The sequence below is a fragment of the Patescibacteria group bacterium genome, assembly GCA_034660655.1.
Taxonomy (GTDB): Bacteria; Patescibacteriota; Patescibacteriia; order JAACEG01; family JAACEG01; genus JAACEG01.
This window is the reverse complement of sequence record JAYEJU010000056.1, coordinates 1-12369: the sequence shown is the minus strand read 5'-3', so window position 1 is coordinate 12369 and position 12369 is coordinate 1. Positions and strand designations below refer to the sequence as shown.

Annotated in this window: 13 protein-coding genes and 4 tRNA genes; 4 read left to right on the top strand and 13 right to left on the bottom strand. The window is 29.4% G+C overall.

Features of this window, described 5'->3' with window-relative positions; genetic code table 11:
• Positions 1 to 245: 245 nt before the first annotated feature.
• From secG to U9O55_04110, 4 genes are all read left to right on the top strand, one after another.
• A complete protein-coding gene (secG, locus tag U9O55_04125; protein ID MEA2088993.1) occupies positions 246 to 461 on the top strand; it encodes a preprotein translocase subunit SecG in 216 nt (71 codons plus the stop codon).
• A gap of 29 nt (positions 462 to 490) precedes the next feature.
• Positions 491 to 2368 (top strand): ABC transporter substrate-binding protein, encoded by a 1878-nt coding sequence (locus U9O55_04120; protein MEA2088992.1) that lies wholly within the window; start codon positions 491 to 493, stop codon positions 2366 to 2368.
• A 118-nt stretch (positions 2369 to 2486) separates the two neighbouring features.
• A tRNA-Val gene (locus U9O55_04115) sits at positions 2487 to 2560 on the top strand.
• 87 nt (positions 2561 to 2647) lie between these two features.
• Positions 2648 to 2721 (top strand) — tRNA-Asp (locus U9O55_04110).
• A gap of 200 nt (positions 2722 to 2921) precedes the next feature.
• Here U9O55_04110 and rpsB read toward each other — a convergent pair.
• The 13 genes from rpsB to U9O55_04045 form a co-directional block, all read right to left on the bottom strand.
• Positions 2922 to 3641: a 30S ribosomal protein S2 gene (gene rpsB / locus U9O55_04105; GenBank protein ID MEA2088991.1), complete on the bottom strand. Its 720-nt coding sequence runs from the start codon at positions 3639 to 3641 to the stop codon at positions 2922 to 2924.
• Positions 3642 to 3774: 133 nt separating this feature from the next.
• Positions 3775 to 3856: transfer RNA gene (locus U9O55_04100), tRNA-Tyr, on the bottom strand.
• A 365-nt stretch (positions 3857 to 4221) separates the two neighbouring features.
• A tRNA-Met gene (locus U9O55_04095) sits at positions 4222 to 4293 on the bottom strand.
• A gap of 95 nt (positions 4294 to 4388) precedes the next feature.
• Positions 4389 to 5363: a carbohydrate kinase family protein gene (locus tag U9O55_04090; protein ID MEA2088990.1), complete on the bottom strand. Its 975-nt coding sequence runs from the start codon at positions 5361 to 5363 to the stop codon at positions 4389 to 4391.
• Between the two features lie 198 nt (positions 5364 to 5561).
• Positions 5562 to 5738, bottom strand: a complete 177-nt coding sequence (locus tag U9O55_04085; GenBank protein MEA2088989.1) for a ferredoxin — start codon at positions 5736 to 5738, stop codon at positions 5562 to 5564.
• A gap of 79 nt (positions 5739 to 5817) precedes the next feature.
• Entirely contained in the window at positions 5818 to 6111 is a 294-nt protein-coding gene (locus tag U9O55_04080) for a hypothetical protein (GenBank protein ID MEA2088988.1), read from the bottom strand.
• A 34-nt stretch (positions 6112 to 6145) separates the two neighbouring features.
• Positions 6146 to 6658: a CvpA family protein gene (locus U9O55_04075; protein ID MEA2088987.1), complete on the bottom strand. Its 513-nt coding sequence runs from the start codon at positions 6656 to 6658 to the stop codon at positions 6146 to 6148.
• Between the two features lie 16 nt (positions 6659 to 6674).
• A complete protein-coding gene (locus tag U9O55_04070) occupies positions 6675 to 8003 on the bottom strand; it encodes a hypothetical protein (protein ID MEA2088986.1) in 1329 nt (442 codons plus the stop codon).
• A 73-nt stretch (positions 8004 to 8076) separates the two neighbouring features.
• Positions 8077 to 9633, bottom strand: a complete 1557-nt coding sequence (metG, locus tag U9O55_04065; GenBank protein MEA2088985.1) for a methionine--tRNA ligase — start codon at positions 9631 to 9633, stop codon at positions 8077 to 8079.
• 16 nt (positions 9634 to 9649) lie between these two features.
• Complete coding sequence (gene rsmI, locus U9O55_04060) at positions 9650 to 10324, bottom strand: 16S rRNA (cytidine(1402)-2'-O)-methyltransferase (protein ID MEA2088984.1); 675 nt, start codon at positions 10322 to 10324, stop codon at positions 9650 to 9652.
• A 10-nt stretch (positions 10325 to 10334) separates the two neighbouring features.
• A complete protein-coding gene (locus U9O55_04055; GenBank protein ID MEA2088983.1) occupies positions 10335 to 11174 on the bottom strand; it encodes a TatD family hydrolase in 840 nt (279 codons plus the stop codon).
• A gap of 81 nt (positions 11175 to 11255) precedes the next feature.
• The gene (ruvC, locus tag U9O55_04050) at positions 11256 to 11765 is read right to left on the bottom strand and encodes a crossover junction endodeoxyribonuclease RuvC (protein MEA2088982.1); all 510 of its coding nucleotides are present in this window, start codon (positions 11763 to 11765) and stop codon (positions 11256 to 11258) included.
• Positions 11766 to 12119: 354 nt separating this feature from the next.
• Positions 12120 to 12369, bottom strand: a 250-nt coding sequence (locus U9O55_04045; protein ID MEA2088981.1) for a YebC/PmpR family DNA-binding transcriptional regulator, incomplete at its 5' end; no start/stop codon positions are given.

Genomic DNA, 12369 nt, shown 5'->3' with positions numbered 1-12369 from the left:
TTTTTAAAATTCAAAACTTAAAACTCAAAATTTTACAAATTATATTTTATTTTTTTAATTTTGCTACTATATAGATAATAATGTAACTCATATACAAATTAACACATTTTTTCGCGTTTGTGAAATTTAAAATATGAATTTTTGTTTTTTCTATTGACTAAATATAAATTTCTTGTTAATTTTATAATAGACTTATATCATAATTAATTTTGTTACAAGTCAATTATTAAAATTAATTTAAAATTATGGAAAATTTTTTAATTGTTTTACAATTAGTAAGCGCCTTGCTGTTAATTATTTTTATTTTAATGCAACAAAGAGGTTCAGGATTATCAGGGATATTTGGAGGATCAAATGATATATACAGCGCGAAAAGAGGAGCTGAAAAATTTTTATTCAAAAGCACAATTATTTTGGTTGTCATATTTTTAGGGACAGGCGTTATTGCCTTAGTTATTTAATATAATTCTATATCATTAACACCAAATTCGTGGATAAAATAAAACTGTTCATCATATCTACAAAAAATAAAATAAACAATATAATTGATAAGATTATTGGAAAAATATTTACAAAACGCTCAGATAATATATTGCAAGATTCTTTAGATAAAAAATTGGTTTTAAATCTGTCGAAATCACATTTTCCAACATTAAAACAGTTGCGAAAATTGCCTCATTTTTTATCAAACAAAGAAAGAATAATTATCAAATCTTTGAGCGTTGTTATTTGTATTTGCGCGATTTTATTGTCTATAAATTTTTATTTAAATCATATTCAAGTGATACCAACTGTCGCTGGAACATATACGGAAGCCATAGTCGGCAGTCCTCAATACATAAATCCTCTGTTTTGCCAAGCAAACAACACGGACGCTGATTTAGTAAAATTGATATTTTCGGGATTGTTAAAATATGACGGAGAAACCCAAAAGTTAAAACCTGATCTTTGTGAAAAATATGAAATAAGCGAAGACCAAAAAACATACATTTTTTATCTGCGTGAAAATCTGCTCTGGCAAGACAATGAACCGCTCACGGCTGACGATGTGATTTTTACCGTAGAACTGTCTAAGTATCAAAAAGTTAAAAGCCTTCTTGGCATTAGCTTTAAGGGGGTAAAAACTGAAAAAATCAATGATAGAACATTAAAATTTATTCTTGAAGAACCATATGCTCCGTTTATTTCTGTTTTGACTTTTGGCATTTTGCCAAAACATATTTGGGAAGAAGTTAGTTTAACAAATATTAATTTGGCTAAATATAATTTAAAACCGATTGGATCTGGACCGTATAAAGCAGACTCTTTTATAAAAGACGAAGAAGGAAATATAAAATCATATTTACTTACAATAAATGATAAATATTATTCAAAAAAACCACTTATTAAAAATTTGTCTCTTGTTTTTTTCTCATCATATATTGAAGCCGTAGAAGCGTTAAAAACAAGAAGCGTCCAAGGATTAAGCTTTATACCGACAGAAATGGAGGAAGAATTAAAAAATAAAGAACATCTTAATAATTTTTCTTTTCCAATACAGCAATACACGGCTTTATTTTTAAATCAAAATAAAAATGACCTTTTAAAAAATAAAGAAATCAGAAAAGCATTGTCTTTAGCGGTTAATCAGGAAAAAATAATTGATGATTTGCTGAAAAATAAAGCAAATATTGTTGATGGTCCTATATTAAAAACAAAATGGATTGATAAAGAAAATCAAAAACATATTTTTAATCCAGAAGAAAGTAAAAAATTGATTGAAAGTTTAAAATTTATAAAAAATGAAGATGATAAATTTTATCATAAAGAAATAACTATTGACGGAGAAAAAGAAGACAAAGAACTAACAGTTATTATAGTTTCCGCTAATTCTAAACGAAACATTGAAATAACAGAAATAATAAAAAAATATTGGGAAAATATCGGTGTTAAAACAGAAATAGAATTATTAGAAAATCCAGAAATAAAAAATAGAATAGAGGAAAAAAATTATGAAATTCTGCTTTATGGAGAAATGACTGGGTTTGATCCTGATCCCTACCAATTTTGGCACTCATCGCAAAATAAAAAAGGCGGGCTGAATCTATCAAGCTTCAGCAATAAAAAAGTTGATAAACTTTTAGAAGAAGCCCTTGCGACAAATGATGTCAAAATAAGAAAAGAAAAATATAATGAATTTCAAAAAATTCTTAATGATGAAACGCCAGCAATATTTCTTTATCAGCCAATTTATTCTTATATGATTGACAATAATATAAAAGGCGTAAAAATATCTAATGTTATTATTCCTTCAGACAGATTTTCAAATATCAGCGATTGGTACATCAAAACCAAAAAACAATTTTATTGGAAAGATAAAATAGAATAACAGATCAGGACGATTAGCTTCCCGCCATTCGACGGGACAGGTAGCTGGTTTATAATATCCAGTAATATTGCGGTTTGATATAATAAATCTTATTGTTTAATATTTTATAATTAATTTTGGACGATTAGCTCAGTTGGTTAGAGCACTTCGTTTACACCGAAGGGGTCGTAGGTTCGAATCCTACATCGTCCACCTAATATTAGCTTCATTAGCTTATAGCTTATAGAATATAAATAAAATTCCTAAAAGCTAGTAAAGCTAAAATCTATAAGCTAACACGGGGGCGTAGCTCAGTCGGTTAGAGCGTCTGCCTGTCACGCAGAAGGCCGAGGGTTCGAGTCCCTTCGTCCCCGCATAAAATAATAAAAATAACAAAACCTATGCCCAGAAAAAAGAAAATCAAAGAAACAACAGGCGTTAAATTGCCTAAATTAAAAAGAAATTACAAAAAGAAAAAAGGAAAAAGTAATAAGTATTCTAATAAATAGTGATTGACCACAAAAAAAACATATTTCAAATATGTTTTTTTTGTATATAAATCTTTTTGATCAAATTATTTTTCCTCAATCATACCCGGCTTTTTATCAAAAATTTCTTTACCCTCTTTTATCGCTGATGCGACAAAATCCAAAATCATTTGGACTCCTTTTATTGAATCGTCGTTTCCAGGAATTACATAATCAATTTCTTCTGGATTAACATTAGTATCGCACAATGCGACAATAGGAACTTTTTTTATTTTTGCTTCAGCTATTGCTGTTTTTTCATTTTTAGCGTCTGCCACAAAAATAACATCAGGAATTTTTTTTAGTGCTTCTATCCCCCCAAATTTTTTTTCTAATTTTTCAAGTTCTTTTCCTAAACTTAACTGCTCTTTCTTTTTATATTTTATCCACTCTCCTTTTTCTTTCTGCTGTTTTAAAAGAATATATCTTTTAATGCTTTTAAAAATAACAGAAAAATTAGTAATAGTTCCACCTAACCATCTATCAACAACATAAGACGCTCCAGCGTCTATAGCGCTTTTTTTAACAATATCTCTAATCTGCGGTTTGCTTCCTAAAAAAAGCGTTACACCGCCATTAGATGACAAATCCTTTAAAAAACTTAAACTTTTTTCAAGCTTTTTAGCTGTTTTTTCCAAATTAATAATATGAATTCCGTTACGCGAAGTAAAAATGTAAGGCTCCATTTTAGGATGCCATTTTGAAACACTATGGCCAAAATGCAATCCTGCTTTCAGCATCTCTGAAAGTTCTATTTTTTTAGACATAAATTTTTCCTTTTATTCCTATATTTTAATCACTTAATTAATTAAAATACAGAACTTCTGCCCTTTTGTCCGTTTTAAAAACAGAGGAAATTAATTTTTAAGGGCATGATAGATTAATTTAATTTTTGATTTGTGGGCCGGGAGGGATTCGAACCCCCGAAGGCAAAGCCAGCTGATTTACAGTCAGCCCCATTTGACCGCTTTGGTACCGACCCTTTCTTAAAACGCTAACTTATAATAGTTTATATTATTTTTTAAAATAGTCAATAGTATTCTTTTTAATGTTTTAAAAATAAAAGGCGTTTTTTCAAACGCCTGTTTCACACTAATTTATAATATCTCATTTTGCCAAAAACCTGCAACCTGCGCAATTTTTTATGATGTGATTGTCAAAATAGACAATCAATTTTTCAGGGTCTGAATCCGAAACTATAGTCCCATTCCTTCTTTTTTTATCTTTACAACAAAAAACTTTTTTACCTATTCTTTCCTCTATTTTCTTCACCCTTTTTTGCCTCCTTATTCATTACTTGTTTTTTTTATTTTTTTGCTTTGTAAAATATACAAATAAAACTTCATGTTGCGGGGGCAGGATTCGAACCTGCGACCTTTGGGTTATGGGCCCAACGAGCTGCCACTGCTCTACCCCGCGATAATAATATTAAGAATAAAAAAAATATTGCTTTTTGTCAAGACTATAAGGTATAAAATTTTTAATTTTTAATTTACCAGCTGGTAAATTAAAAATTAAAAAATATCCAACAGCTCTTCTTGCGCGCCTATTTTTTTAACAACACTTGCTCCATTTTTTACGCCCAGCTTTAACGCTTTTTTAATATCTCCTTTATATTTGATAAAACCAAAAATAAATCCCGAAGAAAACGCGTCGCCAGCTCCAGTTGTGTCTATTACTTTTACTTTTAAACTTTTTTGCTTATAAAATTTTTTTCCGTCATAAGCGTAAACGCCGTTAGTTCCGTCTGTAATAATAATTAAGTTTGGAGAATAAACATATAGCTCTTTTAACAATAATTTAATATGTGGAGCTTGGCTATAATAATGTTTTAACAAAATTAATTCTATTGCTTCTTCTCTATTCAATATCAAAACTTGCGTATTTTTTAAAATAAATTTTAATTTTGAAATTCCTTCGTTTATTTGCCTGCGACCTGGATTAAAAGCTAATTTTATATTTTGATTTTTTATTATTTGATTAATATTTTTTAATTGTGATTGCCAATTATCGCCGGAAAAAGAGGAAAGGTAAAACCATTTTGTGTTAAATTTTTCTTTTGGATTTATTTTAAGATATTTGTTAGCGCCTCTGCAAGAAAAAATAATATGCTCCTTGCTTTTAATTCCGCTATCAATAATTATGAAAGAAAATCCTGAAGCTTCTTTGTTAGTATTAACAACTTGGCTGATATCTACTTTTTTCTCTTTTAATTTTTGTTTAATCCAGTCGCCTTCTTCTTTTTCATTAACGCAAATTTTAATTGAAGTTTTCAGCCCTAATTTTGAAAATCCAACAGCTGTATTACAGGCACCCCCACCTAAGCTTGATCGTAAACTTTGCGCGTAAATTTTAGATCCTAATTCAAAAGACAAAAATTTTTTCGCAACTATATTTTTTTTGCTCAATATTACGCCTTTTTCAGTTAAAACAAAAAAATCTCTGGTTACCCCGCCAATTGTTATAATGTCATATTTAGCTTTAAACATATTATTTTTTAATCCTAAATATAATATTAATGTCATTCTGAGCGAGTGAAATCCCGCCATACGGCGGGAAAGAATCTTTAGATTAAAAGATTCCCATTCGGCTACGCTCCCCGCAATTCTGCGGGACAGGCAACGACAAACCCTCCATTTGCCTTCGACTCAGTCGAAATGACATTTTGATAATTTTGTAATTCAAAATTATTTACTAATTGCCTGCACTGGACAAGAATCAATTGCTTCTTGAATACAGCTTATTCCATTTGGCGCTTTTGGTTTTACTTTTGCTTTGTCAGCGTCGTTCATTTCAAAAACTTCGGGACAAAGGCTCTCGCAAGTCCCGCATCCAATGCAAATATCTTTGTTAATTCTAAGCATAAAAAATAATTTTTAATATTTTAATTTTTAAATGATTATTAATATCCTTGTCAACCTTCTAAAATAAATATGGTTAAATTTAAAAAGTAGGTTTTTGAAAATCTGATTTTCTTTTTTTTATGATTAACCTTTCAATGCTTGTTCCAATGATATAAAAAATAACTAAATTAATTAAAAATGAGTATAATAATTTGTCCCACCATAAAATCCATGGCATTGCTGGAATAAGTATTGAATACGCACATGCCAAGCCGCCCCAGCCATCATATAAAATAGCGCAAAATTTAGTTGCGAAAATAAAAAAACCAGCGCATATTATTATATATATAACCGCGCCTATTAAACCAAATTTAGATATTATATGCCATTTCATATTTTCCTAATTATTAAATGAGTGGTTAAAATTATTATATCAAACTTTTTATCTCCTGTAAAATTTTAGGCAAAAGCGCGACAAGCGGATGAAAAAATTTTAACAATATTGGAGATAATTTTGAATTCAGTAAAGAATTTTCAAACCATAAATTTATAGGATATTTGCTAATTATATAAACACATCCTCCCGCAATAAAAACTCCCTCAGCTAATCCTAAAATCGCGCCTAACAAACGATTGATTGTTTTTAAAAAAGGAATAATAGAAATCAACTTAAAAATTTTGTCTATTATGAAAAACAACAATCCGACTAACTTGGCTGTTAAAATAAAAATTATTAAAAAAGCAATTACTTTTAATGTTCTGTCTCCTAAAGGCAAAAAACAATCAAACCATCCAAAAAAAACAATATAATACTTTCCAGCAACTATTATGCCTAAAACAATTCCAACTAAAGACCCAAGCGCTTCAATAAATCCGGCAAATAATCCCCAGACAACAAAAACAGTTAAAATTATTAATAATATAACATCAAAAATTATCATAAATTTATTTTATATTTTATCTTGTTGATCCTGAATAAGTAATTGATTGAAGAGCATTCCAATCTTCTGTTGTTTCCGGCAAGTGCCCAAAAATTGATTGGAAAATTTTCAAACCATTTCTTTCTGAATTCAAATTTCTATTTTCCGATCTTTGTCTTAATCCATAAGCCATAATTGTAACTGCCGCGTCATCTTTAAAATTATTAGTATCTGCTTCGCGTAAATAAATAACTTTAAATTTTTCTTTAGCGCGTTCTAATGCTTCCTCGCTAACAGCGCTTGGCCATCGTCCATTAGCAATCTTTATTGTATCTGTTAAATCTTCTTCTGTGGAAGGCAATCTTCCAAAAGCACTTTTATAAGAATAAATTACCGCTGCTCTTTCTCCAGCGCCCAGCCATTTAGTATTTTCGTCAACTCCGTAAGAAATAAAGTTATTAATTGCTGACCGCATACCACTTGTGATTTGATTCATATCGTCAACTAAAGAGCGCAAATATTTAATTTGATCTTGCTGTTCTCTTACTAAATTTCTTAATTCTTTTAATTCAGCTAAAATATCATCTAATTTATTTTCAGCTAATAATTTACTATTATTTTCAATTTTTTTTATTTCTTCGTCTTTTTGCAAATTAATAGTTACTTCATTGCTATAAATACGACAAACACCTCCTAAATATTCACAGACTCTGACATAATAAATTCCATCGCCGTTAAAAGCGTTTAATGTGTCGCTTGACTGGCTTGGGCTTGAATAATAATGATATTTATCTCCGCTTCTTGTTGGATAAGTTGGATTTGGATTTTTTGACCAAGAAATCTTAAAGCCTTTAGCGGAATAACCATTAGTTTTCCATTTTATTTTTATTCCTTCAACTCTTAGTTTAATAGATACAACTGGATTATTAGTTGTTGTTTCTTCCTTATTATTATTTGATGAATCAGATAATTCAATTACTATTTCGTTACTATAGACTCCGCATTTACCACCTAAATATTCGCATACGCGCGCGTAATAAATTCCATTCCCGTCAAATGCCGTTAAGGTGTCAGAATCTTTATTCAAACTGGAGTGATAATGATATTTATCTCCGCTTCTTGTTGGATAAGTTGGATTTGGATTTTTTGACCAAACAACTTTAAATCCCTTATTAGAATACCCATTAACAGTCCATTTAACATTGGCGTTATCTCCTGAAAAAATAATAGAATCAACAACACTACTATCGTTGCTGTCGCTATTGTCATCGCAAGTGTCGCAAGCAAAAACAAAATTAAACATAAAAACAAAAGAACAAATCAATCCTACTGTCATAAAAAAATGACTTTTTTTGATTTTAAGCATATTTCTTTTTTTAAACAAAATAAAAAAATCGTAATTTTATCAATGAAATTTTTTATTTTTGTTTATATAATAACTAATTAATTCTTGGAAATAATGGTTTACTTTTTTTAATTTTTGTTTTTGGATTTAATCCGCCCCATTTTGTAGCTTTTGAAAATTTTTTTTCTTTTTCTTCTGTAATATCTAATCCTAAACTTTCCCAAATTTTTTCAGCAGTATCAGGCATAAACGGCAAAAGCATCCACGCGATATGCCGTAATTTTTCTAAAATAAAATACATTATAACTTTGACTTGTTCATCTTTATTTTTAATCATCTCCCACGGTTTAGTAGAAGTAATATAATTATCTAAAATTTTAATCTCGCTTTTAAAAGTATCGATTGCTTTATCTATTTGCAAATTTTTTAAACTATCCATGTAATTTTTCCACGATTTATCAATTTTATAATTTGAAATTTGTAATTTGGGATTTATTTGTGATTTGGAATTTGTAATTTGTAATTTTTTATTTATGTTTTGCATTTTTATTCCGACATCTTGCATTTTTTCAACAAGCGTTATTGATCGCGCCACTAAATTTCCTAAACCATTTGCCAAGTCAGCATTATATTTTTCATCAAATTTTTTCAAGCCAACATCTCCATCATGTCCAAATGGCGTAGCGCTCATAAGTAAATACCTTGTTCCGTCAACCCCGTATTTTTTAACTAAATCTTTTGGCGCAATCACATTTCCAATTGACTTACTCATTTTTTGCCCATCTATTAAAAAATAACCGTGAATAAATAATTGCTTTGGCAATGGCAAATCTAAGGCCAAAAGCATTGCCAACCAAATTGTTGAATGAACACGCAAAATATCCTTGCTCATTAAATGAATATCAGCTGGCCACATTTCTGGAATTTTTTTTAAATTTCCATCCCATCCCAAGCCTGTTAGATAATTTAAAAAAGCGTCTGCCCAAACATAAACAGTCTGGCTTTTATCCCAAGGAAGCTGAATCCCCCATTTCACATTTTTGCGAGAAAAAGAAATATCCTTTAATCCGTCTTTGTAAAAATTTAAAATCTCATTCTTGCGTTCAATCGGCCTAATTTTTAGTTTATCAGTTTTAATCAGTTCTAACAATTTATCCTGATAAGCTGACATTTTAAACATATAACACTCCTCGCTAATTTTTTCTGGATTTTTTTGATGATCAGGGCATTTTCCATCAATTAAATCTTTTTCGCTTTTGTATTGCTCGCATCCTTTACAATAAAGCCCCTCGTACTTCCCTAAATAAATATCTCCATTATCATACAAATATTGTAAAGCGTTCTGAACAGTTTTTTTATGTTTTGCTTCTGTTGTGCGAATAAAAAAATCATTTGAAATATCTAATTCATCCCATGTTAATTGAAATTCAGCTGAAATTTTATCAGCAAACTTTTTAGGATCAAGATTAGCTTTTTTAGCTTTTTTTTCAATACTTGCGCCATGCTCGTCAACGCCAGTTAAAAAAAATGTCTTATCTCCAATTATTTTATGATAGCGAGCCAAAACATCAGCCGCTATAGTTGTGTAAGCGTGGCCGATATGCGGTTTTGCGTTAATATAAAATATCGGAGTTGTGACATAAAACTTCATAAAATATTAGTTAAAATTAGTGTATTATTATAGTAAATTCGCCTTTTATTTTTTTATTTTTAAAATATTTTAAAACATCGCTTATTTCGCCTCTGACAATCTCTTCAAATATTTTCGTCATCTCTCTTCCGATTATTACTTTTTTATCACAAAACTTCTGCAACAATTCTAAATTTTTTAATACACGATATGGGGATTCATAATAAATCACTGGAATTTTGCTATTTGCGACTTGTTTAAAAAATTTCTCTCTGCCTTTTTTATGTGGAGGAAATCCTAAAAAAATAAATTTTTGCATATTAATTCCAGCAACAGACGCTAAAGTTAAAATTGCTGACGAGCCAGGAATCGGAATTATTAAAACATCTAACGACATTTTATAAATCTCTCCTATTAATTCATTTCCTGGATCTGAAATTCCAGGAGTGCCTGCGTCAGTTACTAAAGCCAAATCTCTTTTCTGATTGATTAATTTTATTATACTATCTATTTTAGACTTTCCAGAATGATGATGATAACTAATAGTTGGAGTGTTAATTTCATAATTATTTAAAAGCCGTTTTGCTATTCTGGTGTCTTCGCACAAAATAAAATCAACCTGTTTTAAAATTTTAACAGCTCTAAAAGTTACATCTTCTAAATTGCCGATTGGAGTTGCTACAATATATATTTTTGTTTTTTCTTGCTCCATTTTTAAATTATTAAATTTGAAAAAAATTTTTAGCGTTTTTAGTTGTTATTTTTGCTATTTTTTCAAAACTTGCATTTCTAATTTCAGCAATTTTCTTTGCAATATATTTTACATAAACTGGCTCGTTTCTTTCTCCACGATGAGGATTCGGAGTTAAATATGGAGCGTCCGTTTCTACCATAAATCTATCTTCTGGAATATCTTTTATCCAATCAAATCCTTTTGCAAAAGTAATAATTCCTGTAAAAGAAATTAAAAAATCCAAATCAAAATATTTTTTAGCAATAATCAAATCTTGATTAAAACAATGGATAACTCCTTTCGCCTTAGGATAATCTATTTTTAATTTTCGCAAAATTTCTATCAGATCATTATGCGCGTCGCGGCAATGAATCATCACAGGCAAACCCAAATCTTGCGCTAACTTAAATTGTTTTATAAAAATTTCTTTTTGTTGTTTTTTAATTTTTTCTTCTTGCTTATCGTCTATTTCATCAACTGCCCTGTCTTTTATATGAAAATAATCCAAGCCGATTTCGCCAATCGCGACAACTTTTTTATTTTCAGCTAATTTTTTATAACTATCATAATTAAAATTTTCTTTTCTGCTTTTAAACTGCATATCCCCCTCGCTAACATAAAAATCCTGCAAATGTATTGGATGTAATCCAACTGTCGCGTAAACACCTTTATTATATTCATTAGCGATTTTAATTGCTCTTTCTGATGTGCTGATTTGCGATCCAATATTTATCAACAAAGTATTATTTTCTAATGATCTGCCAATAACATTTTTATAATCATCTTTAAAATCTTTAAAATTTGTATGGGTGTGAGTGTCTATTAACATATTTAACAATTTTAAATTTTTTTTAAGCCATTAAATATTACCAAATCGATTGGTAATTACAATTTATTCTAACTTCCAATTTTACAGACTTTCTGCTTTCAAACTGCTTGCGCAACAGATAGCGACTGCTAAAGCGTCAGCAGCGTCGTCTGGTTTGGGAATTTCTTTTAAATTTAATAATATTTTTACCATATCCTGAACTTGTTTTTTATCCGCTCTACCATAAGAAGCAACAGCCTGCTTGACTTGCAAGGGCGTATATTCAAAAACAGGAAGTTTATTTTGAATTGCTATTAAAATTATAACCCCCCTTGCCTGCCCAACTTCTATCGCTGTTTTTACATTTTTATAAAAAAATAATTTTTCCACCGCGACTATATCAGGCTTGTATTTTTTAATAACATTTTCTAATTCAACATAAATTTGTTTCAACCGATCAGGAAAAATATCTTTTGTGGGAGTATCAATTGCCCCATAATCAATTACAAAAATATTATTATTTTTATCTTTTTTAATCAATCCATAACCTACGATCGCAAATCCTGGATCAATGCCTAAAATAATTTCATTTTTTGGCGCATCTATTAACATAATCTATTTTTATATTATAATATAAAATTAAAAAATAAAAATATAAACCCATAAAAAAGGAAGAATAGAATGTTATAAAACGAGGAGCAAAACGGGGCGTCGTTCCCCTGACAGATAATAAACGGCGGGTTAAAAAAGGAATTTTAGTCTGTTAAACAGATTAAAATTGAGAGATAAAATCTCTCCCCGTGGGCGAAAAAACCTTTTAAGGACTATGTGATTTTATCATGTAGTCCTTTTTCTTTATAATGTCATTTTCAACTTGATTGGGAATCTATTTATATAAAATACTCTATATTTAGAGATTCCCGCCTTCGCTGGAATGACAAAAGAAATTAACCCAATCAACAAAAATTATTCCCAATCAGCGTTTGTATAAAAATTATTCACATCATCGCATTCATCTAACGCTTCAAATAATTTTTGTAATTTTTCTATTTCTTTCTGTTCTGTTATTTTCTTTATTTCTTTTGGAATAAATTCAATTTCCGCGCTTTCAATTTTAATATTATTTTTTTCTATTTTTTCTTTTACTTCTTGCAATTTTTCTCTTTTAGTATAAATTATTAAATCATCATCATCTTTTTTAATATCTTCAGCTCCA

Excerpts from the sequence above, each read along its gene's own strand:
- secG (MEA2088993.1), top strand. The coding sequence starts at position 246 with ATGGAAAATTTTTTAATTGTTTTACAATTAGTAAGCGCCTTGCTGTTA.
- rpsB (MEA2088991.1), bottom strand. The coding sequence starts at position 3,641 with ATGTCTAAAAAAATAGAACTTTCAGAGATGCTGAAAGCAGGATTGCAT.
- U9O55_04090 (MEA2088990.1), bottom strand. The coding sequence starts at position 5,363 with ATGTTTAAAGCTAAATATGACATTATAACAATTGGCGGGGTAACCAGA.
- U9O55_04085 (MEA2088989.1), bottom strand. The coding sequence starts at position 5,738 with ATGCTTAGAATTAACAAAGATATTTGCATTGGATGCGGGACTTGCGAG.
- U9O55_04080 (MEA2088988.1), bottom strand. The coding sequence starts at position 6,111 with ATGAAATGGCATATAATATCTAAATTTGGTTTAATAGGCGCGGTTATA.
- U9O55_04075 (MEA2088987.1), bottom strand. The coding sequence starts at position 6,658 with ATGATAATTTTTGATGTTATATTATTAATAATTTTAACTGTTTTTGTT.
- U9O55_04070 (MEA2088986.1), bottom strand. The coding sequence starts at position 8,003 with ATGCTTAAAATCAAAAAAAGTCATTTTTTTATGACAGTAGGATTGATT.
- metG (MEA2088985.1), bottom strand. The coding sequence starts at position 9,633 with ATGAAGTTTTATGTCACAACTCCGATATTTTATATTAACGCAAAACCG.
- rsmI (MEA2088984.1), bottom strand. The coding sequence starts at position 10,324 with ATGGAGCAAGAAAAAACAAAAATATATATTGTAGCAACTCCAATCGGC.
- U9O55_04055 (MEA2088983.1), bottom strand. The coding sequence starts at position 11,174 with ATGTTAATAGACACTCACACCCATACAAATTTTAAAGATTTTAAAGAT.
- ruvC (MEA2088982.1), bottom strand. The coding sequence starts at position 11,765 with ATGTTAATAGATGCGCCAAAAAATGAAATTATTTTAGGCATTGATCCA.